This is a genomic window from Erwinia wuhanensis (assembly GCF_030484085.1).
In the GTDB taxonomy this organism is placed as follows: Bacteria; Pseudomonadota; Gammaproteobacteria; order Enterobacterales; family Enterobacteriaceae; genus Erwinia; species Erwinia aeris.
Genome location: NZ_JAUJUH010000002.1, coordinates 109,580 through 128,958 on the forward strand (window position 1 = coordinate 109,580; position 19,379 = coordinate 128,958).

At 57.4% G+C, this 19,379-nt stretch carries 22 protein-coding genes and 2 tRNA genes; 16 read left to right on the top strand and 8 right to left on the bottom strand.

Annotation, left to right across the window (positions count from 1 at the left end; genetic code table 11):
- Positions 1-11 precede the first annotated feature (11 nt).
- Genes rutA through rutG form a run of 7 tightly spaced genes read left to right on the top strand, consistent with a single transcriptional unit; the run spans position 12 to position 5,552 of the window.
- The gene (gene rutA, locus QZH36_RS04950; protein WP_253454652.1) at positions 12-1,103 is read left to right on the top strand and encodes a pyrimidine utilization protein A; all 1,092 of its coding nucleotides are present in this window, start codon (positions 12-14) and stop codon (positions 1,101-1,103) included.
- A complete protein-coding gene (gene rutB / locus QZH36_RS04955; protein ID WP_301251183.1) occupies positions 1,103-1,849 on the top strand; it encodes a pyrimidine utilization protein B in 747 nt (248 codons plus the stop codon). Before rutA ends, rutB begins: the two co-directional genes overlap by 1 nt.
- Before the next feature lie 14 nt (positions 1,850-1,863).
- Positions 1,864-2,250 (top strand): pyrimidine utilization protein C, encoded by a 387-nt coding sequence (rutC, locus tag QZH36_RS04960; RefSeq protein ID WP_253454654.1) that lies wholly within the window; start codon positions 1,864-1,866, stop codon positions 2,248-2,250.
- A gap of 10 nt (positions 2,251-2,260) precedes the next feature.
- Entirely contained in the window at positions 2,261-3,079 is an 819-nt protein-coding gene (gene rutD / locus QZH36_RS04965; RefSeq protein ID WP_301729749.1) for a pyrimidine utilization protein D, read from the top strand.
- The gene (locus tag QZH36_RS04970; RefSeq protein WP_301729750.1) at positions 3,064-3,654 is read left to right on the top strand and encodes a malonic semialdehyde reductase; all 591 of its coding nucleotides are present in this window, start codon (positions 3,064-3,066) and stop codon (positions 3,652-3,654) included. The genes rutD and QZH36_RS04970 overlap by 16 nt, the downstream gene beginning before the upstream one ends.
- A 10-nt stretch (positions 3,655-3,664) precedes the next feature.
- A complete protein-coding gene (gene rutF / locus QZH36_RS04975; protein WP_253454657.1) occupies positions 3,665-4,189 on the top strand; it encodes an NADH-dependent FMN reductase RutF in 525 nt (174 codons plus the stop codon).
- A 43-nt stretch (positions 4,190-4,232) separates the two neighbouring features.
- Entirely contained in the window at positions 4,233-5,552 is a 1,320-nt protein-coding gene (gene rutG, locus QZH36_RS04980) for a pyrimidine utilization transport protein G (protein WP_301251186.1), read from the top strand.
- Here rutG and QZH36_RS04985 read toward each other — a convergent pair.
- On the bottom strand, positions 5,549-6,460 hold the full coding sequence (locus tag QZH36_RS04985; RefSeq protein ID WP_253454659.1) for a DMT family transporter: 912 nt from the start codon (positions 6,458-6,460) through the stop codon (positions 5,549-5,551). The genes rutG and QZH36_RS04985 overlap by 4 nt on opposite strands.
- Before the next feature lie 113 nt (positions 6,461-6,573).
- Positions 6,574-6,756, bottom strand: coding sequence for a con-10 family general stress protein (locus QZH36_RS04990; RefSeq protein WP_125288670.1), 183 nt, complete (start codon positions 6,754-6,756; stop codon positions 6,574-6,576).
- Between the two features lie 340 nt (positions 6,757-7,096).
- Between QZH36_RS04990 and wrbA the strand changes: the two genes are divergently transcribed.
- From wrbA to QZH36_RS05005, 3 genes are all read left to right on the top strand, one after another.
- The gene (gene wrbA, locus QZH36_RS04995; protein WP_253454660.1) at positions 7,097-7,696 is read left to right on the top strand and encodes an NAD(P)H:quinone oxidoreductase; all 600 of its coding nucleotides are present in this window, start codon (positions 7,097-7,099) and stop codon (positions 7,694-7,696) included.
- Positions 7,697-7,718: 22 nt separating this feature from the next.
- A complete protein-coding gene (locus tag QZH36_RS05000; RefSeq protein WP_253454661.1) occupies positions 7,719-7,949 on the top strand; it encodes a YccJ family protein in 231 nt (76 codons plus the stop codon).
- A 147-nt stretch (positions 7,950-8,096) separates the two neighbouring features.
- The gene (locus QZH36_RS05005) at positions 8,097-9,470 is read left to right on the top strand and encodes an NAD-dependent succinate-semialdehyde dehydrogenase (RefSeq protein WP_125288673.1); all 1,374 of its coding nucleotides are present in this window, start codon (positions 8,097-8,099) and stop codon (positions 9,468-9,470) included.
- A 98-nt stretch (positions 9,471-9,568) separates the two neighbouring features.
- Here QZH36_RS05005 and agp read toward each other — a convergent pair whose 3' ends face one another.
- The 3 genes from agp to QZH36_RS05020 form a co-directional block, all read right to left on the bottom strand.
- Positions 9,569-11,350 carry a bifunctional glucose-1-phosphatase/inositol phosphatase gene (gene agp, locus QZH36_RS05010; protein ID WP_301729751.1) on the bottom strand — a complete coding sequence of 594 codons (1,782 nt, stop codon included), beginning with the start codon at positions 11,348-11,350 and terminating at the stop codon, positions 9,569-9,571.
- A gap of 342 nt (positions 11,351-11,692) precedes the next feature.
- Positions 11,693-11,780: transfer RNA gene (locus tag QZH36_RS05015), tRNA-Ser, on the bottom strand.
- 386 nt (positions 11,781-12,166) lie between these two features.
- Positions 12,167-12,254 (bottom strand) — tRNA-Ser (locus QZH36_RS05020).
- Positions 12,255-12,470: 216 nt separating this feature from the next.
- Between QZH36_RS05020 and yccA the strand changes: the two genes are divergently transcribed.
- Positions 12,471-13,127: an FtsH protease modulator YccA gene (gene yccA / locus QZH36_RS05025; protein ID WP_253454663.1), complete on the top strand. Its 657-nt coding sequence runs from the start codon at positions 12,471-12,473 to the stop codon at positions 13,125-13,127.
- Positions 13,128-13,236: 109 nt separating this feature from the next.
- Entirely contained in the window at positions 13,237-13,563 is a 327-nt protein-coding gene (gene tusE, locus QZH36_RS05030) for a sulfurtransferase TusE (RefSeq protein WP_253454664.1), read from the top strand.
- A 9-nt stretch (positions 13,564-13,572) separates the two neighbouring features.
- Here the strand turns inward: tusE and yccX are convergent, their stop codons facing one another.
- Positions 13,573-13,851, bottom strand: a complete 279-nt coding sequence (gene yccX, locus QZH36_RS05035) for an acylphosphatase (RefSeq protein WP_301729752.1) — start codon at positions 13,849-13,851, stop codon at positions 13,573-13,575.
- Positions 13,852-13,935: 84 nt separating this feature from the next.
- Between yccX and rlmI the strand changes: the two genes are divergently transcribed.
- Together rlmI and hspQ are read left to right on the top strand one after the other, a co-directional pair.
- Complete coding sequence (rlmI, locus tag QZH36_RS05040; protein ID WP_253454665.1) at positions 13,936-15,126, top strand: 23S rRNA (cytosine(1962)-C(5))-methyltransferase RlmI; 1,191 nt, start codon at positions 13,936-13,938, stop codon at positions 15,124-15,126.
- A 62-nt stretch (positions 15,127-15,188) separates the two neighbouring features.
- Positions 15,189-15,503 (top strand): heat shock protein HspQ, encoded by a 315-nt coding sequence (gene hspQ / locus QZH36_RS05045; RefSeq protein ID WP_253454666.1) that lies wholly within the window; start codon positions 15,189-15,191, stop codon positions 15,501-15,503.
- A gap of 27 nt (positions 15,504-15,530) precedes the next feature.
- Here hspQ and QZH36_RS05050 read toward each other — a convergent pair whose 3' ends face one another.
- The gene (locus QZH36_RS05050; protein WP_301729753.1) at positions 15,531-15,944 is read right to left on the bottom strand and encodes a CoA-binding protein; all 414 of its coding nucleotides are present in this window, start codon (positions 15,942-15,944) and stop codon (positions 15,531-15,533) included.
- Positions 15,945-16,113: 169 nt separating this feature from the next.
- On the opposite strand from QZH36_RS05050, the gene QZH36_RS05055 reads away from it, so the two are divergent.
- Together QZH36_RS05055 and QZH36_RS05060 are read left to right on the top strand one after the other, a co-directional pair.
- Entirely contained in the window at positions 16,114-16,746 is a 633-nt protein-coding gene (locus tag QZH36_RS05055; RefSeq protein ID WP_253454668.1) for a YccT family protein, read from the top strand.
- A gap of 68 nt (positions 16,747-16,814) precedes the next feature.
- A complete protein-coding gene (locus QZH36_RS05060) occupies positions 16,815-17,273 on the top strand; it encodes a methylglyoxal synthase (protein WP_301729754.1) in 459 nt (152 codons plus the stop codon).
- A 19-nt stretch (positions 17,274-17,292) separates the two neighbouring features.
- Here QZH36_RS05060 and helD read toward each other — a convergent pair whose 3' ends face one another.
- Positions 17,293-19,347, bottom strand: a complete 2,055-nt coding sequence (helD, locus tag QZH36_RS05065) for a DNA helicase IV (protein WP_301729755.1) — start codon at positions 19,345-19,347, stop codon at positions 17,293-17,295.
- Positions 19,348-19,379 lie beyond the last annotated feature (32 nt).

The window sequence follows — 19,379 nt, forward strand, 5'->3', positions numbered from 1 at the left end:
GAGGTATTCCCATGAAAGTTGGTGTTTTTATCCCTATCGGCAACAACGGCTGGTTGATCTCTACCACGGCTCCGCAGTACAAGCCGACTTTTGAACTGAACAAGGCTATCGTTCTCAAGGCGGAGCATTATCAGTTTGATTTCGCGCTGTCGATGATCAAACTGCGCGGCTTTGGCGGCAAAACCGAGTTCTGGGACCATAACATGGAGTCCTTCACCCTGATGGCCGGCCTGGCCGCCGTGACTTCCCGCATCGAAATTTATGCTACGGCCGCCACCCTGACGCTGCCGCCCGCCATAGTAGCAAGAATGGCTGCGACCGTGGATTCGATTTCCGGCGGCCGCTTCGGCGTCAACCTGGTGACCGGCTGGCAGAAGCCTGAATATGAGCAGATGGGCATCTGGCCCGGCGACGACTACTTCGCGCGCCGCTACGACTACCTGACCGAATACGTCACCGTGCTGCGCGATTTATGGGGCACCGGCAAATCCGACCTGAAAGGCGAATTCTTTACCATGAACGACTGCCGCGTCAGCCCGCAGCCGCAAAGCCCGATGAAGGTGATTTGCGCAGGCCAGAGCGACGCCGGCATGGCTTTCTCCGCGCAGCATGCCGATTACAACTTCTGCTTCGGTAAAGGCGTCAACACGCCGACTGCCTTTGCCCCAACCGCCGCCCGTATGAAAAGCGCAGCGGACCTTGCCGGTCGCGACGTCGGCTCCTACGTGCTGTTTATGGTCATAGCCGATGAAACCGACGAGGCTGCCCGCGAGAAATGGGAGCGCTACAAAGACGGCGCAGATGAAGAGGCGCTGGCCTGGCTTACCACGCAAAGCCAGCAGGACAAGCGCTCCGGCAGCGATACCAACGTGCGGCAGATGGCCGATCCTACCTCGGCGGTCAATATCAATATGGGCACGCTGGTTGGTTCTTACGCCAACGTGGCGCGCATGTTGGATGAAGTGGCTACCGTACCCGGCACCCAGGGCGTGCTGCTGACCTTCGATGATTTCCTGCAGGGAATTGAGAATTTCGGCGAGCGTATTCAGCCGCTGATGTCCTGCCGCAGCCATATTGCCCTGTCCGCTAAAGAGGTAGCCTGATGAGCCTGCAAGAAACCGTGATCTGCACCACCGCCGCCACTAAAAACAGCGTTACCCTGCCCGCGCGCCCGGAAGCCATCGCTTTCCCGCCGGAGCAGACCGCGCTGATCGTGGTGGATATGCAAAATGCCTATGCCACCACCGGCGGCTATCTGGATCTGGCCGGGTTTGACGTTTCCGCCACCGCGCCGGTTATTGAAAAAATCGCCGTCGCCGTGAAGGCGGCGCGGGATGCCGGGATCCAGATTATCTGGTTTCAGAACGGCTGGGACGACCAGTACGTCGAGGCGGGCGGCCCCGGCTCGCCAAACTGGCATAAATCCAACGCGCTGAAAACGATGCGCAACCGGCCCGAGCTGGCGGGCACGCTGCTGGCGAAAGGCGGCTGGGACTATGAGCTGGTTGACCAGCTTCAGCCGCAGCCCGGCGATATCGTGCTGCCGAAACCGCGCTACAGCGGCTTCTTTAATACGCCGCTGGACAGCATGTTGCGCAGCCGCGGCATTCGCCATCTGATCTTTACCGGCATTGCCACCAACGTCTGCGTGGAATCGACGCTGCGCGACGGGTTTTTCCTGGAATATTTCGGCGTGGTGCTGGAAGACGCCACCTATCAGGCCGGCCCGCTTTTCGCCCAGCAGGCCGCCATTTTTAACATCGAAACCTTTTTTGGCTGGGTAAGCAACGTAGAAACTTTCTGCACCGCGCTGCAAACCGCCAGCGTTGCGCAAACACAAACGGCCTGAGGCAGGAGAAAACGATGCCAAAAACGATTATTACTCCGCCGGGCACCGGCGTGCCCATTGCGCCTTTTGTGCCCGGCACGCTGGCCGATGGCGTGGTCTATGTCTCCGGCACCTTGCCTTTCGATCGGGACAACAACGTGGTGCACGTCGGCGATGCGGCGGCACAAACGCGGCACGTGCTGGAGACGATCAAAAGCGTTATCGAAACCGCAGGCGGCACCATGGCTGACGTCACGTTTAACTCCATCTTCCTGACCGACTGGAGCAACTATGGCGAGATCAACCGGGTTTACGCCGACTATTTCCCCGGCGAAAAACCCGCACGCTTCTGTATTCAGTGCGGGCTGGTAAAGCCGGACGCGCTGGTGGAAATCGCATCAATCGCGCATATCGGCAGCTAACGGAGGCGCCATGCATCTTGACATTTCCGGCCTGGCGCAGCCTTCTGCGCCCACGCTGGTGCTCTCTGCCGGTCTGGGCGGGCTGGGCAGCTTCTGGCAGCCACAGCTCGCCGAACTGCGCAAGGCGTACCGCGTGGTCACTTACGATCAGCGCGGCACCGGACGCAGCCCGGATACGCTGCCCGCTGGCTACAGCATGCGCGATATGGCCGAAGAGCTGGCCTCGGCGCTGGCGGCGCGCGACATCGTCCGCTTCGACATTATAGGCCACGCGCTGGGCGGCATGGTGGCGATGCAGCTGGCGCTCGACTACCCCGAACGCGTGGCGCGGCTGGCGATCGTTAACGGCTGGCTGCGGCTTGACGCCCATACCCGCCGCTGCTTTCAGGTTCGTCAGGATCTGCTGCTGAACGTCGGCGTGGAAGCTTACGTTCGCGCGCAGCCGCTGTTTCTCTATCCTGCCGACTGGCTGGCGGAAAACGAAGCGCGTATCGAAGCGGAAGACGCGCTGCATAACGCGCATTTTCAGGGTACTGAAAATTTGCTTCGCCGCCTGCACGCGCTGATGAGCTGCGACTTTACGCAACAGGCCGGGCAGATTACCCAGCCAGCGCTGCTGATCTGTTCGCAGGACGATCTGCTGGTGCCGTCGATCTGCTCGCAAAAACTGTACGAGGCGCTGCCAAACGCCACGCTGGAGGCGATGCCTCGCGGCGGTCATGCCATGAGCGTGACGGAAAGCGCCGCCTTTAACGCCCTTTTACTGACCTGGCTGGACGAAACCGCGCCCGCCCACTTTTCCCCGGAGCCGCTATGGCAGAAGCCCTGAATTCCACCGCGCTGGCGACGCTGTTCACCGCCGCGCGCACCTACAATGGCTGGCAGGATCGTCCCGTCAGCGACCAGCAGCTTGCTGAACTTTATGATTTGATCAAGATGGGGCCGACCTCGGCCAACTGTAGCCCGGCCCGCTTCTGTTTTGTGCGTAGCGCGGAAGGCAAAGCGCAGCTGAAGCCTGCCCTTTCCAGCGGCAATCTGGAAAAAACCCTGACCGCGCCGGTGACGGCTATCGTCGCCTGGGATCCGGCTTTTTACGAGCAGCTACCCACGCTATTTCCTCATGCCGACGCCAAAGCCTGGTTTACCAGCAGCCCGGCGCTGGCGGAGGAGACGGCCTTTCGCAACAGTTCGCTTCAGGCGGCTTATCTGATTAGCGCCTGCCGCGCGCTCGGTCTGGATACCGGCCCGATGTCCGGCTTTGACCGGGCGATGGTCGATACCACCTTCTTCGCCGACAGCGGCTGGAAAAGTAATTTATTAGTCAATATCGGCTATGGCGACGCGAGCAAAGTCTATGCGCGGCTGCCAAGACTGGCTTTTGCCGATGCCTGCACGCTTGTATAAGGGGAAAATTATGTCTGTGGATACGTTAATGCCTGAAGTCGTGTCGGGCGTGGAAAAACAGTCGTTTCGCAACGCAATGGCGCGCCTGGGCGCGGCGGTCAACATCATTACTACCGACGGCCCTGCGGGACGCGCCGGTTTTACCGCTTCCGCCGTTTGCAGCGTGACCGATTCGCCGCCGACGCTGCTGGTGTGCCTGAATCGCTCCGCCTCCGTTTATGAGGTTTTCAACGCTAACCGCCAGCTTTGCGTTAATACGCTGGCCGCCGGACATGAGGAACTCTCCGGCCTGTTTGGCGGCAAAACGCCGATGGAGGCGCGCTTCCAGGCCGCCGACTGGTCAACCCTGACCACAGGTTCGCCGGTGCTTGCGGGCGCGGTAGCGTCGTTTGACTGTCACGTTACGCAAATCGCCAGCGTCGGTACGCACGACGTGTTGATCTGCGAAATCCACGCGCTGGTCTGCAACGACCAGACTCACGGCCTGATCTGGTTCGATCGCGGCTACCACCACCTGGCGCGGCGGGATGCCTGATCCCCGCTCCGGCGGCTACTGATTCACTTCTCTGGAGAAGACGATGGCTGATTCCTGGTTCCCCCAATGGCGGCAGTCGGTGTCCGCCACGGGCCTTGTGGCCCCTGATGAAACGCTGCCGCCGGGCCAGACGATTATTATGGGACTGCAGCACGCGGTCGCGATGTTTGGCGCCACGGTGCTGATGCCGCTGCTGATGGGGCTCGATCCCAACCTTTCGGTGATGATGTCCGGCATCGGCACCCTGCTGTTCTTTCTGATTACCGGCGGGCGTGTGCCCAGCTATCTTGGCTCCAGCGCCGCTTTTGTCGGCGTGGTGATCGCGGTCACCGGCTTTAACGGCCAGGGCGTCAATCAGCATCTTGGCGTCGCGCTGGGCGGCATTATCGCCTGTGGCCTGCTGTATACGCTTATCGGCGTGGTGGTGATGAAGGTCGGTACGCGCTGGATTGAGAAACTCATGCCGCCGGTGGTGACGGGCGCGGTGGTGATGGCGATCGGCCTGAACCTGGCGCCGATTGCGGTTCGCAGCGTCTCCTCTTCCATGTTCGACAGCTGGATAGCCGTGATGACCGTGATCTGCATTGGTCTGACAGCCGTCTTTACGCGCGGCATGGTGCAGCGGCTGCTGCTGCTGGTTGGGCTGATAGCGGCCTGGGCGATTTATGCGCTGCTGACCAACGGTTTCGGCCTGGGTAAACCGGTGGACTTCGGCCTTATCGCCAGCGCGCCCTGGTTTGGTCTGCCGACCACGACCGCGCCGATTTTTAACAGCCAGGCAATGTTTACCATCGCGCCGGTGGCGATCATTCTGGTAGCGGAAAACCTGGGGCATCTTAAAGCGGTTGCGGGCATGACAGGTAAAAACCTCGATCCGTGGATGGGCAGAGCCTTTGTCGGCGACGGGCTGGCGACCATGTTGTCAGGCGGCCTGGGCGGCAGCGGCGTGACCACCTATGCCGAAAATATTGGCGTGATGGCGGTGACGAAAGTCTATTCGACGCTGGTGTTTGTGGCGGCGGCGGTTATCGCCATTCTGCTGGGCTTTTCGCCCAAGTTCGGCGCGCTGATCCATACCATTCCCGCGCCCGTGATCGGCGGCGCGTCTATCGTAGTATTCGGCCTGATTGCCGTGGCCGGCGCGCGTATCTGGGTGCAGAATAACGTCGATTTGGGCCAGAACGGCAATCTGATTATGGTTGCCGTTACGCTGGTGCTGGGCGCAGGCGATTTTGCGCTGAAAATTGGCAGCTTTACCATGGGCGGGATCGGCACGGCGACCTTCGGCGCCATCATCCTTAACGCTATTCTCAGCCGACGCCGCGCCGCCGCGCTGAACGATGTGGCAAGGCAGCAAAGCTAGCTTTGTCTCTCAGCGGGCGAAGGCCGCTTCGCCCGCTTTTTCAGCTTGAGCTCGCTAATCAGCACGCCAGCGACAATCAGCGCGCCGCCGAGCAGCGCGACGCCAGGCAACCGCTCGCCCGCCACCCTGCCAACAATGCCAGCCCAGACCGGTTCGCCCGCATAGATAACCGTAGCGCGAGTAGGCGAAACGCTGCGCTGTGCCCAGTTCATGGTGACCTGAATCAATGCGCTGGCCGCGCCCAGCCCCAGCGCGCTATACCATAAATAAGGTGAAGAAGGCGGAATCGCTTCGCCGTTGGGCGCCATCAGCATAAAGGAAAAAAGCGAGGCCGCTGCCAGCTGCACAACGGTGACTCTTTTGACGTCCACTTTGCCCGCGCTGGCGCTGATTAAAATAATTTCGCCTGCGATAGCCAGCGTGCTGAGCAGCGTCGCCGTTTCCCCGGCGCTGAACGAAAGCGAGCCGCTTTTCGGCCCGGCAAGCAGCATCAGGCCGCTAAACGCCAGCACGATACCGACCCAGGCCATCACGCCCGGCATGCGCCGCAGAAAAAGCCACTGCAGCAGCGGCACCAGCGGTACATACAGGGCGGTGATAAAGGCTGACTGGCTGCTCTCGATGGTTTGCATTCCCCAGGTTTGCAGGCCGTAGCCGCCGCTGATAGCGACGCCGATAGCCGCTCCGGCCCTGCATTCCGCCAGCGTCAGGCCGCGCAGCGACTTCCGCGCAACCAGGGCCAACAGCAGCGCCGCCGTGGCAAAACGCAGGCCAACGAAAAAGAAAGGGCCGCTGACGGTCATGGCATGGTGCACGGCCAAAAAGGTGCCGCCCCAGACCATGGTAATCAGCATCAGCACCAGCTCCTGCGAGCTGAGGGAAAATTTGTAGCGGGAAAGGAAAGACATAGCGCGCTCGTATAAATTTTTGGCGCAGTGTGGCAAGGGTTGTTGTGGGAATCAATCAGAAAAAGTTAAACGACGATCACGCCGCCGGGTGGCCCCGGCGGCGTAAGGATGGACTAACCGGATGTCTTGTCACGACTGCCTCGGCTATTGCGTCCTCCTTTTTCCCCGGCCTGTGAAGCGCGCTGCGGGTCATTTTTAAAATTACCGCCGCTGGCCTTGCCGCCTTTACGGCCTGCTTCTGATGCTCTTTTACGGTCTTCAGCGAAATTTCCAGATCCACCACGATGTTCTGCCATTTCTTACCTCCGAATAGTTAAGCCATCATACTGCATTCATACGGTGAGCCTGTGGCTTCACCCTGGCGACGGTGGCCGCTCTTTCTGTGCACCGTCCCGTTATTAAGCATAGATTATCGACGCGAAGCGCGAATTATTTTATCAAAAAGCAGGTTTACCAGGCGCTTTTAAGGCTAAAAATTGCTGAAAATCATATTATTAAATCTAATATTTATTTTAAGCATTTTCTGGAATGTACCCGTTTTTATCCCTCGCTTTTTGCGTTTCTGCAAGCTGGAGCAGCCTCATCTATACTTTTCTATCGAACGCTGTTTAAAACCACCTACTCAGGGAGTGAACGATGGCTAAAATTTTAGTGCTTTACTATTCGATGTACGGACATGTGGAAACCATGGCGAAGGCGGTAGCAGAAGGCGCACGACGCGTCAGCGGCGCGGAAGTGACTCTGAAACGCGTGCCTGAAACCATGAACGCTGAGCGTTTTGCTCAGGTCGGCGGCAAAACCGATCAGGATGCGGCCGAAGCCACGCCGGACGAACTGCCGCAGTACGACGCTATTCTGTTCGGCACGCCGACGCGCTTTGGCAATATGTCCGGACAAATGCGCACCTTCCTTGACCGCACCGGCGGCCTCTGGGCATCCGGCGCCCTGTTCGGCAAAATCGCCAGCGTTTTCGCTTCTACCGGCACCGGCGGCGGCCAGGAACAGACGATTACCTCAACCTGGACTACACTTGCTCATCACGGCATGGTTATCGTACCTATTGGGTACGGTGCGAAAGAGCTGTTTGATATTTCACAGGTTCGTGGCGGCACGCCCTACGGCGCCACCACGTTCGCTGGCGGTGACGGCTCGCGTCAGCCCAGCGAAGATGAACTGAATATTGCCCGCTATCAGGGTGAATATGTCGCCGGACTGGCGGTAAAACTGAACGGATAACCTCAACTCACAGGAGAACAGTATGGCTACGCAACAATCTAAAGAACATCGAGTGGGAGAATGGGCAAGTATTCGTTCCACCTCGCCTGAAATTGCCGAAGCCATTTTTGAAGTGGCGAACTACGATGAGAAGCTCGCCGAGGGGATTTGGGAGCAACAGGGTAATGATGAAGTTCTGATCCGCGCGTTTGAAAAAACCGATCAGGACGTGCTGACCTGGGATAACGTCCCGGTCGAGCGTAAAAACGTCTAACCTCCACTGCGACGAAACAGCAGTGCATTCTGCTGTTTCGTCGCGTTGCACAGCACAAACTGACACCCTTCCGCCTTGTTAAATCAATAAATCCTCTACTACGCTTATTCTCACCATTTAGCCTGACGGCCTTGAGAAGGAGCCACCATGTCCTATAAAACCATCAATCCTGCCAATAACGAACTGATTAAATCCTGGCCGGAGCATGACGATCGGCAGGTGGAAGCCGCGCTGAAAACCGCCGACGACCTTTATCATTCTTCCTGGTCCAAAGGCCCAATCCAGCCGCGCCTTCAGGTGCTGGCAAAGCTGGCCGATCTGATCGACAGCCGCGTGGACGAACTGGCAAAAACCGCCAGTATTGAAATGGGTAAACTGATTGAGCAGAGCCGTGGCGAAGTGCAGCTTTGCGCGAAGATTGCTCGCTACTATGCAGAAAACGCCGAGCGTTTCCTTGCCCCAACCTCCTATCCCACCGATCTGGGCGAAGCCTGGGTGGAAAATCACCCAATCGGCGTGCTGGTAGCCGTAGAGCCGTGGAACTTCCCTTACTATCAGCTGATGCGCGTGCTGGCGCCGAATCTTGCTGCCGGTAACCCGGTGCTGGCGAAACATGCCGCCAACGTGCCGCATTGCGCCACGCTGTTTGAAGAGCTGGTAACGGAAGCCGGCGCGCCAAAAGGCGCCTGGACTAACCTTTTCGTCAGCAACGATCAGATCGCCTCGCTGATTGCTGACGATCGCGTTCAGGGTGCGGCCCTGACCGGTTCCGAGCGCGCAGGCAGCGCCGTAGCGCAGCAGGCCGGTAAATACCTGAAAAAAACCACGCTGGAGCTGGGCGGCAACGACGTCTTCGTAGTGCTGGACGACTGCGATTTGGATAAAGCCGTGAAGGCTGGCGTTGGCGCGCGTCTGAGCAACTGCGGCCAGGTTTGCACCGCCGCTAAACGCTTTATCGTGCAAGAAAAAGTGGCCGATGCCTTTATCGAAAAATTCACTCAGGCCTTCCGCGAAGTGAAGATCGGCGATCCGCTGGATAAAAGCACCACGCTTGGTCCACTCTCTTCCGCCAGCGCGCGCGATACGCTGGTTAAGCAGGTAGAGAACGCGGTAGCCAAAGGCGCGAAGCTGCATCTGGGCGGCAAGGCGGTAGAAGGCGAAGGCTGTTTCTATGAGCCGACAATCCTTTCCGGCATTACCCGCGACAACCCGGCTTACTTTGAAGAGTTTTTCGGCCCGGTTGCGCAAATCTATGTGGTAAAAGATGACGAGGAAGTGGTGAAACTGGCCAACGATTCGCATTACGGCCTTGGCGGCTCGGTCTTTACCAGCAATATCGAGCGCGGCAAAACCCTGGCCTCGCGCATTGAAACCGGTATGGTTTATATCAACTCCGCCAGCGATACCGCACCAGAACTGCCGTTTGGCGGCGTGAAACGCTCAGGCTACGGCCGCGAGCTTTCCGATCTGGGGATCAAAGAGTTTGTAAACCAGAAACTGGTTGTGGTCAGCAAAGGCTGATCGCCAGACGTAAAAAAGGCCGACAGCGTCGGCCTGAAATCAGGTTCTGACAGAGCATGATAAGACCGGCAATCAGCCGGTCTTTTTTTCGCCCGCCGTCAGGAAGATTTGTTTTCCGTCTGCGCTGCCGGAGCCGCTTTGTCGTCCGCAGGCTTGCTGGCGGTATCGGCCGCGTTGTTATCCACCGGCGCGGCGTTAGCTGGCGCCTTTTCGGCATCAGCTTTATCAGCAGCGGCTTTATTGGCCGCAGCTTTCTCCTCAGCGGCCTGTTTTGCCGCGGCGTTGTCCGCTGCGGCTTTGTCAGACGCCTGCTTTGCTGCCGCTTTATCAGCAGCCGCTTTATCGGCGGCGGCCTTATCCGCTGCGGCTTTCTCCGCCGAGGCTTTCGCTTTCGCGGCTTTGTCCGCTGCAGCTTTATCAGCAGCGGCCTTATCGGCGGCCGCTTTGTCGCTGGCGGCTTTTTCATTCGCTACTTTTTCGGCCGCGGCTTTATCCGCCTCGGCTTTGTCCGCTGCCGCTTTATCCGCAGAGACTTTGGCCTGCGCCGCTTTTTCGGCCGCCGCTTTATCCGCTGCTGCTTTATCGGCTGCGGCCTTATCGCTGGCGGCTGTTGCCTGGGCTGCCGCCATCGGCGTACCGGCAATGGCTTTATTCAATACCTGAGTAAACTGATCCCACGGGCAAAAGCCGTTGGCATCGGTCTTACAGCCGTTCATCTCAAGCGTCACGCGTTTTGGCGGCGTATCCAGAGAAAGTGGCGTCGCGTCGCGCAGCTGATCGCTGCTCTGGTAAACGTATTCCACCTTCACCAGCTCCTGATTGTTTTTCTTGTCGTGCCAGCGCTGGAACTGGATCATACCGCCGATTGGCGTACGTTCAAACTGGCCGGGCAGCGTGTAGGCTTTAAAATCCAGCGCGCTCAGCAGCGAAGCGATATTGGAATCGTGCCCCACCATCAGGGTCACCTTTGGCGCACTGGCTTTATCTTCATCCACCAGCAGGCTGCGGATATAGTCGACCAGCGGCGCCGCTACGTCGCGCGCCACTTGCGGCGAGGTAAACAGCGTATCCTGATAGCCATTTTTGATCGCCGACAGCTCTTTCCACTGCTCAGGGGTTTTAATCTGTCCCCAGGCGACCTGGTCGGTCGGCAGACCTTCATAATATTGCAGGGTAAAGGCGTCAACCAGCGAGTTGCCCACCTTCAACGGGCCGCTTACCGTTGGCTCTTTACCGTTTTCCGCAAAGAATTTGTTCTGGTTGGTGCTGCTCAGGTCGCACTGTTTTTTGCCATCGCAGGCCGGCGAGTTTTTATAATCAATGATTTTTTCCAGCCGCTGGAACGCTGGCTTCAGCGTCAGCTTTTCGGCGGTGCTGTTCATCGCGGTCAGCGCCTGCTGGTTAAAGGCTTCACTGCCGTCGGTAATAATCGGATTAAAGACGGGATCCATGGTTCCCATTTCATCCTGATGGGAAACCGCGACGTCGCAGCCGGGGAAAGCGCCGGTAATAAAGTACTGTGCCGTAGCAACGGTACGCTGCAGGCTATTGGCATAAGCGTAAATTTCATCGCTGCCCGGACACTGGTCCTGTTTGATCAACCCTTGCTGCGCCAGCCACTCGCGGGTATAGCGTCCCATATAAACTTCCAGCACGCCGCCTTTCGTCGTGAGCTGGCCGCCCGGTACGTCCCACTGCGGCCACTTCTTCTTCGTCGACTGCGCCAGCACGCTGCCGTTGTCGGCCAGCGGCGCCCGAAGATTATGGCGGCTCATCATTAACACCTGTTCAAGCTGATAGTTATCGTCGGCGGCGAAAGCGGAGAGGCTGGTCAGAGCCGAGCAGACCGCCAGCGCGCAAAGACTATACTTTTTAATCATGTGTTTTTTCCATTGATCCAAGGGTAAATCACCCGGCCAGCAAAGCGATACGTCCGGCAAAAGGCGGGCGTCGGAAAAGCTCGCCGCCGCACGGCAAAATGGGGCCGGGACCGGGCATTATTCGTGTTGAGAATATAGCAGACTATCGCCTTTGCCGTTACGGCGCATCAGGAGATTGAAAAGAAACGGGATGTTTTTCGTAAGCAGGATAATCGTCCGGCAGAACAGGGCCAGTGAGCAGGTAGAAAATAAAAAGCAGAAAGCAGAAAGCAGAAAGCAGAAAGCAGAAAGCAGAAAGCAGAAAGCAAAACGGGCCGGCAATTGCCGACCCGTTAAATTTGATGGCGGAGGAGGAGAGATTCGAACTCTCGAACGGTTTCCCGTCGCCGGTTTTCAAGACCGGTGCCTTCAGCCACTCGGCCACCCCTCCGCACTTTTACCATCTGCACCTGAAGTGCATCTGATGGCGCGCAGTATAGGGGAAAGCCCAAAGGCTGCCAAGCATTTTTTTAGCTATTTTGTTGAATTTATGCGCTTTTATACATCTTTTTTTTGGTTGCTCAGGAAATGCGCCGCAGTGGTTCAAAAAGCCGCCAACAACGGGCCTGGAATAGCTAACAGCGATGCCGTAATAAGATAAGGTAGTTGAGAGTGGTTGAGTGGTTGAGTGGTTGAGTGGTTGAGTGGTTGAGTGGTTGAGTGGTTGGGCTGTTGGGCTGTTGGGCTGTTGGGGAAGCAGGGATCCTAAATCAGGCAGCTATGCCATATCACGGGCAAAGCAAAACGGGCCAGCTTTCGCTGACCCGTTGAATTTGATGGCGGAGGAGGAGAGATTCGAACTCTCGAACGGTTTCCCGTCGCCGGTTTTCAAGACCGGTGCCTTCAGCCACTCGGCCACCCCTCCGCAATGACCCGAACTATAAACATCCTCCGCGCCGATGTAAAGCAGGGCCTGATTCAACTGCCGCAAAAACAGCCAGTTTTGGTTTTTTTGTTGTTATTAGCGCCAGCCTGCTCACAGAAACGCCGCCTTAACGAGTAAAGAAGGGTAAAACGTCTTCCCCCCTTCAGGCGCGGTCCTTATTCTCACTGCAATCTAATGACCTTAAGAGGCATTTCTATGGATCGCATCGTTACTCATACCAGGCAAAGCTCGCTGCTTGCCACGCATAAAGTTTTGCGTAACACCTATTTTCTGCTGGGGCTGACGCTGGCTTTTTCAGCGGTCACCGCCACGCTCAGCACCGTCTTCGCCCTGCCCGCGCCGGGCTTAATCATTATGCTGGCTGGCTTTTATGGCCTGATGTTTCTGACCTACCGCCTGGCGGACAGCCCAACCGGCATTCTGGCTGCCTTCGCTTTTACCGGCTTTCTCGGCTACTGCCTGGGGCCGATGCTGAATACCCTGCTGTCGGCGGGCATGGGCGATGTTATCGGCCTGGCGCTCGGCGGCACCGCGCTGGTGTTCTTCTGCTGTTCAGCCTACGTGCTGACCACACGCAAGGATATGTCGTTCCTGGGCGGCATGATGATGGCCGGTTTTGTGGTGCTGCTGGTGGCCGTTCTGGCTAATCTGTTTTTGCAGATCCCTGCCCTGCATCTGGCGATTAGCGTGATGTTCGTACTGTTTTCTTCAGGCGCTATCCTGTGGGAAACCAGCAATATTATCCACGGCGGCGAAACCAACTATATTCGCGCCACCGTCAGCCTGTATGTTTCCATCTACAACATTTTTGTCAGCCTGCTGAGTATCCTTGGTATGTCCCGCAGCAACTGATGCGCTGAACAAAGACAACAAGCCCCGCAGCGCGGGGCTTTTTTTTGCTCATCCGCGCCGGAAAATTTTTGGTAAACTGCATCCCGGTTATCAATACAGAGGCAAAACGGTGTTTTTTGACGGTAAAGAAATTTCGCGCGACGCGCAGGGGTATCTGACTAAAACTTCGGACTGGAGCGAGGCGCTGGCTCCGCTGTTGGCGGAGGAAGAAGGCATTGAGCTGAGCGAAGCCCACTGGGAAGTCGTGCGCTTTGTACGGGAGTTCTATCTGGAATTTAATACTTCTCCAGCCGTGCGCATGCTTGTTAAAGCCATGGCGAAAAAATATGGCGAAGAGAAAGGCAACAGCCGCTACCTGTTCCGCCTTTTCCCTAAGGGCCCGGCAAAACAGGCAACTAAAATTGCCGGCCTGCCTAAACCGGCTAAATGCCTGTAGCGGCGGTCTTTATCCGGTGGTGAAACCCGCAGGCTGCTCCTGAAGCACACAGGGTTCCGTCAGCACTTTGTCGACCCTGGCCGAACGCGGCCCGCCCGCCTTCAGCCAGGCAATCAGCGCCTCAACCTCTTTTTCCTCCCCACAGGCCAGTACCTCCACGCTGCCATCGTCAAGATTGCGGGCATAGCCATTCAGCCCGCGCGCGCGGGCTTCGTGCTGGGTTGTATAGCGAAATCCCACGCCCTGTACGCTGCCGTGGACCCACGCTCGTTTACAGATTGCCGTCATATTTCCCCCTGAAGAGACAGTTTGCTTTTTGTGGCCAGGCACCGGACAATGACGCCTGTTTTTCTGACTGTAAGCATAGCAAATATGACCGTTCGTTTGATTCTCGCTAAAGGACGTGAAAAGTCCTTACTCCGCCGCCATCCCTGGGTTTTCTCCGGTGCCGTAGCCCGTATGGAAGGCAAAGCCCAGTCGGGCGAAACCATTGACGTTTGCGACAGCCAGGGTAAATGGCTGGCCCGCGCCGCCTGGTCGCCCGCTTCGCAAATCCGCGCCCGCGTCTGGAGCTGGGAACAGGATGAAGCGATCGATATCGCTTTCTTTACCCGCCGTTTGCAGGCAGCTCAGCAGCTGCGCGACTGGCTGGCGGAGCGCGACGATCTCGACAGCTATCGCCTGATAGCCGGCGAGTCTGACGGCCTGCCGGGCATCACCATCGATCGCTTTGGCAATTTCCTGGTGCTGCAGCTGCTTTCCGCCGGTGCCGAATACCAGCGCGCCGCCCTGATTACCGCACTACAGCACTGCTATCCGCAATGCGCCATCTACGATCGCTCTGACGTATCGGTACGTAAAAAAGAGGGTCTTGAGCTGACGCAGGGCGTGGTGCTGGGCGAAACGCCGCCTGAACTGCTGCCGATTACCGAACACGGTATGAAACTACTGGTCGATATTCAGACCGGCCATAAAACCGGCTACTACCTCGACCAGCGCGACAGCCGGCTGGCTACGCGCCGCTACGCAAAAGATCGCCGCGTGCTGAACTGCTTCTCCTATACCGGCGGCTTTGCCGTTTCGGCACTGATGGGCGGCTGCCAGCAGGTGATCAGCGTCGATACCTCACAGGCGGCGCTGGATGTGGCTCGCCAGAACGTAGAGCTGAACGGTCTGGATCTCAGCAAAGCGGAGTTTCTGCGCGATGACGTATTTAAATTGCTGCGTCGCTATCGCGAAAGCGGAGAAAAATTCGATCTAATCGTGATGGATCCGCCAAAGTTTGTTGAGAATAAAAACCAGCTGGCCGGCGCCTGCCGTGGCTATAAAGATATCAACATGCTGGCAATGCAGCTGCTAAATCCTGGCGGGATGTTGATGACGTTCTCCTGCTCCGGCCTGATGCCTACCGAGCTGTTCCAGAAAATTATTGCTGATGCTGCGCTCGATGCACAGCGTGATGTACAATTTATAGAACAGTTCAGGCAGGCAGCCGATCACCCGGTGATCGCCAGCTATCCGGAAGGTCTCTATCTGAAAGGATTTGCCTGCCGCGTGCTGTGACTTGAAAACGCTAACGCTGCCCCCATAAAGGATGACAGGGTTATGTTTCTCGGGAGGTCACGATGATTGCCAGCAAATTTGGACTTGGCCAGCAGGTACGACACAAGCTGCTGGGTTTTTTAGGGGTGGTGGTTGATGTGGATCCGGAATACTCGTTAGAGGATCCTAAAATTGACGATATCGCCGACGGCGCGCTGCGTAATGCCCCGTGGTATCACGTTGTGATGGAAGACGATAACGGCGAAACGGTGCACACCTATCTGGCGGAAGCGCAGCTGGGCTGGGAGATACCGGGCGAGCACCCCGAGCATCCTTCAATGGATGAACTCGCCGCTTCCATTCGCAAACAGCTGCAGGCGCCACGCCTCAGAAACTGACAAAGACCCCGCTTGCGGGGTTTTTTATTATCTGCCCAACCCCAGACGAGGAATTTCTATCATTGGGCAACGATCCATCACCACTTTCAAACCCGCATCGGCAGCCAGCACCGCAGCTTGCTCATTGATGACGCCCTGCTGCAGCCACAGCGATTTGGCACCTATCGCTATCGCCTCCTGCGCCACGCCCCAGGCCACTTCCGAATTACGGAACACGTCAACCATATCCACCGGCTCGGGTATCTCTTCCAGCTTTGCATAAACCCGCTGTCCCAGCAGCGTTTGCCCGGCCAGTTTAGGGCTGACCGGCGTCACCTTGTAACCCTGCCCAAGCAGATACGCCATCACGTAATGGCTGGCCCTGGTGGGTTTCTCGCTGGCGCCTACCAGCGCGATATGGCGAGTCGTTGTCAAAACTTCATTAATAATGTTGTCGTCCATAGCGGCTCCGTTAACTATTTCTGTTTTGCAAGACGATCGTATTTTGCGCTTATAATCATAGCCGCAAAAGATTTAGCATGAATAAATATGTAAAAATGTTAATATGCTGTCATACTGAAAGACTTTGATACATTCGCTCTTTTTTATATTTCGGGCATCTGGAGAAACAATGAAGCTGGGTCTGCTCCTGACAGGGTTGATGGCAATGTGGGTTGCGGCTGCGGCCCATGCAACCACCTTAAAACTCGCGCCTGAGATCGATCTGCTGGTGCTCGACGGTCATAAAATTTCCGGTTCACTGCTGAAAGGCGCCGATGGGCTTGAACTGGAGCAAGGACAGCACCAGCTGCTGTTCCGCGTAGAAAAAAGGCTGGAAAACAGCCATACCTCGTCCTGGCGTTCGCCGCCGCTGATCGTGACTTTTACTACCAACGTTAAATCAATTGCTATCGCGTTGCCCGCTATCCGCACGTCTGCCCAGGCACGTGCGTTTGCCCATCACCCCGATTTTCAGCTGCATGACGAGCACGGCAAGGTTGTGCAGAGCGAGCAGGACACACTGACCGGCACCGCTGGCGAAAATTATGAACGGGAAATGGCGGCTTATAATATGCAGGGCCATTCGGCTTCGGTGCCTCGCTTTGCGCAGCCGCATACTACCGGCAGCCCGACCGACGATACGCTGACTTTCGCCAGCAGCCATTATCCGGCTGGCCGGGTACTGCAGCTATGGTATCAACAGGTTGACGCCGCTACCCGCCAACGTTTTGTTCTGCTGATGAAAGCCTTCCGCACAGGTTAAGCCTGCCCTGCTGGCATCCCGGGATCGGAAGCCGTATAGTTTGCTTTTCAACGAAACAGGATATCGCCATGGAGCAGACTACCCGCACCCTCGGGGAAAAAAAACATATTGCGCTGGTCGCGCACGATCACTGTAAAGCCTCAATGATGGCGTGGGTCGACAGCCATAAAGCGCTGTTGCAGCACCATATGCTGTACGCAACCGGCACCACCGGCAATCTGATCCAGCGCGCCACCGGCCTGCCGGTTACCGCTATGCTAAGCGGCCCAATGGGCGGCGACCAGCAGGTAGGCGCGTTGATTTCGGAAGGCAAAATCGACGTGCTGATTTTCTTCTGGGATCCGCTGAACGCGGTACCGCACGATCCTGACGTCAAAGCGCTGCTGCGCCTGGCAACGGTCTGGAATATCCCTGTTGCGACCAATCGCACCACCGCCGACTTTATTATTCATTCTCCGCTGTTCGCACAGCCGCTTGATATTTCTATTCCTGACTATCAACGTTATTTGCAGGCGCGCCTGCAGTAGACGCCACGGGCGTGCCGGATTACGGCTTGCGTAACAGCGGCACGCCCATGCGTTTAAATTCTGCTACAAAGCCTGACGGCGCATCGCTGTCAAACAGCAGCCAAACCTGTTTTTTCGCCCGCGTAATGGCAACATAGGCCAAACGCCGCTCTTCGGCGTCGGGAAAATCTTCCGGCTGCGGCAGCAGCGCCTGCTCGATAACCGACTCTCTGGCGGCGGCCGGAAACCCATCCTCGCCGCTTTTTAATCCCAGCACCAGTACGTAATCTGCTTCCTGCCCCTTGCTGGCGTGTATCGTTGCAAAAGAAATATTCAGGCCCGGCCAGCGCGTCTTCGCTTTAGCCAGCAGCGTCGGTTGCTGGTAGTGGTAGCGCGCGAGGATCAGGATTTCCTCTTCCTGCGTGACGTAGCCGCTGAGCTTATTCAGCAGCGCTTCCAGCTGTGACTCAGGCAGCAACGAGAGCGCTTTTTTAGTGCCTTTGCTCAGGCTGTTCAGCGGCTTTTTCAGCTGGGACGGATTGCGCTGGATAAAGTCATTGGCTATTTCGCCAATACGCTCGTTGAATCGCCAGGTCGTGTCCAGCACGCAGCGTTCGCCTTCGCCAAAATAATGATGAAAGGCGGTAGTGAGCGCCATTTCCGCGCCGCTAAAGCGATAAATCGCCTGCCAGTCATCGCCCACGGCGAACAGCGAAGTCTGACTGTTTTGCCTGCGCAGCGCCGCCAGCAGAGCCGCTCGCTGCGGCGACATATCCTGAAATTCATCGACCAGAATGTGCTTCCACGGGCTGATAAAGCGTCCTTTTTCCAACACGGCGATCGCCTGATGGATCAGCCCGGCGAAATCTACCGCGCCTTCTTCTTTCAGTGCGCTTTTCCAGGCTTTTAACAGCGGCGCCATCAGTTTGACTCGTTTGCTGAACAGCTCGCGAACCGCTTCCGGCGCGGATTCGATCATCGCGGCCTGCGCGCCGCCGTGCATCCGCATGAGCTCCAGCCAGCGCTCCAGACGCTCGCCGACTCTGTTGGCCAACGTCTCATCCTGCCAGTAAGCGCCTTCGTCCAGCTCCCAGCCCAAATCCTCATGAAGCCACTGCCGCCAGCCGCTGGCCTGCGCTTTTTTCTCGCTGCACTGTTGCTGCCAGGTTTCTGTCAGCAGCCTGCGCCTCAGCGCGCCGTCGGTTTCCAGCTTGCTAATCACTGGCGACCTGTTGCTGCCCTGCTGAATAATGTGCAGCGCCAGGGAATGAAAAGTGCGCGCTTCAACGTCATCACTACCGAGGCGCGTTTTAAGCCGGTGGTTCATTTCTTCCGCGGCCCGACGGCCAAATGACAACAGCAGAATTTGCTCTGCGGCAGCCGCTTTACGCATCAGCAGCCAGCCTGCACGCGCCACCAGCACCGAGGTTTTCCCGCTGCCCGCCCCGGCCAGCACCAGCACCGCTTCCTCGCCGTTGACTACTGCGCTGGCCTGGGAGGCGCTAAGCGGTGAACTTTCGACGCCGGCAAAAAAATCGGCATACTGCGCCAGCATTTTTTCCGTCCAGCGCCTGTTGCGCTGCTGACGCTGCGCCTCGCTGTTTTCCAGCCAGCGCTGACAGAAAAGGTATGCTTCGCGACAGGATTCAAACTCTTCAAGACGGCTGACGGGCAAAGGCTGAGAGGAGAAAGCATCCCGGATTTTTTCGCCCCAGTTCGCCACTTCCTGACGTTTCAGCCAGCGATCCTGCTGCTCAAACTCGCTCAGGCTGGCAACCTGCTGCTGTAAAACTTCGGCGGCGATCGGGCTCATCTGCTGGCTCCACGCCTGCCACGCCTGATTAAGGTAGTGATAAAAACGCTGCGTTTCCTGCCACTCCGTGCCGTGCAAACGCACCACTTTATTATCGGGCAGCGAAAACTCCAGCTCTCCCCAGACCAGTCCGCGCTTGCAGCGGATCGCCAACAGCTGGTTAAAAGGGATCAGGTATTCATGCTTCTGACCACTGACTTCGACGCCGGCTGCGAGCAGACGCACCCGATTATAGGGATGCTGCGCCAGATGCTTACCCAGCGAGGTTGCTTTCAGTTCCATAGAGGCTCTCGGGCTGCGGTTAATCTGCCGGA

Excerpts from the sequence above, each read along its gene's own strand:
- yccX (WP_301729752.1), bottom strand. The coding sequence starts at position 13,851 with ATGACGGCAATCTGTAAACGAGCGTGGGTCCACGGCAGCGTACAGGGC.
- QZH36_RS04970 (WP_301729750.1), top strand. The coding sequence starts at position 3,064 with ATGGCAGAAGCCCTGAATTCCACCGCGCTGGCGACGCTGTTCACCGCC.
- rutG (WP_301251186.1), top strand. The coding sequence starts at position 4,233 with ATGGCTGATTCCTGGTTCCCCCAATGGCGGCAGTCGGTGTCCGCCACG.
- QZH36_RS04990 (WP_125288670.1), bottom strand. The coding sequence starts at position 6,756 with ATGGCAGAACATCGTGGTGGATCTGGAAATTTCGCTGAAGACCGTAAA.
- QZH36_RS04985 (WP_253454659.1), bottom strand. The coding sequence starts at position 6,460 with ATGTCTTTCCTTTCCCGCTACAAATTTTCCCTCAGCTCGCAGGAGCTG.
- agp (WP_301729751.1), bottom strand. The coding sequence starts at position 11,350 with ATGATTAAAAAGTATAGTCTTTGCGCGCTGGCGGTCTGCTCGGCTCTG.
- rutA (WP_253454652.1), top strand. The coding sequence starts at position 12 with ATGAAAGTTGGTGTTTTTATCCCTATCGGCAACAACGGCTGGTTGATC.
- QZH36_RS05000 (WP_253454661.1), top strand. The coding sequence starts at position 7,719 with ATGGCTACGCAACAATCTAAAGAACATCGAGTGGGAGAATGGGCAAGT.
- rutD (WP_301729749.1), top strand. The coding sequence starts at position 2,261 with ATGCATCTTGACATTTCCGGCCTGGCGCAGCCTTCTGCGCCCACGCTG.
- rutB (WP_301251183.1), top strand. The coding sequence starts at position 1,103 with ATGAGCCTGCAAGAAACCGTGATCTGCACCACCGCCGCCACTAAAAAC.
- yccA (WP_253454663.1), top strand. The coding sequence starts at position 12,471 with ATGGATCGCATCGTTACTCATACCAGGCAAAGCTCGCTGCTTGCCACG.
- rutF (WP_253454657.1), top strand. The coding sequence starts at position 3,665 with ATGTCTGTGGATACGTTAATGCCTGAAGTCGTGTCGGGCGTGGAAAAA.
- rlmI (WP_253454665.1), top strand. The coding sequence starts at position 13,936 with ATGACCGTTCGTTTGATTCTCGCTAAAGGACGTGAAAAGTCCTTACTC.
- helD (WP_301729755.1), bottom strand. The coding sequence starts at position 19,347 with ATGGAACTGAAAGCAACCTCGCTGGGTAAGCATCTGGCGCAGCATCCC.
- QZH36_RS05060 (WP_301729754.1), top strand. The coding sequence starts at position 16,815 with ATGGAGCAGACTACCCGCACCCTCGGGGAAAAAAAACATATTGCGCTG.
- QZH36_RS05005 (WP_125288673.1), top strand. The coding sequence starts at position 8,097 with ATGTCCTATAAAACCATCAATCCTGCCAATAACGAACTGATTAAATCC.
- rutC (WP_253454654.1), top strand. The coding sequence starts at position 1,864 with ATGCCAAAAACGATTATTACTCCGCCGGGCACCGGCGTGCCCATTGCG.
- wrbA (WP_253454660.1), top strand. The coding sequence starts at position 7,097 with ATGGCTAAAATTTTAGTGCTTTACTATTCGATGTACGGACATGTGGAA.
- QZH36_RS05055 (WP_253454668.1), top strand. The coding sequence starts at position 16,114 with ATGAAGCTGGGTCTGCTCCTGACAGGGTTGATGGCAATGTGGGTTGCG.
- hspQ (WP_253454666.1), top strand. The coding sequence starts at position 15,189 with ATGATTGCCAGCAAATTTGGACTTGGCCAGCAGGTACGACACAAGCTG.
- QZH36_RS05050 (WP_301729753.1), bottom strand. The coding sequence starts at position 15,944 with ATGGACGACAACATTATTAATGAAGTTTTGACAACGACTCGCCATATC.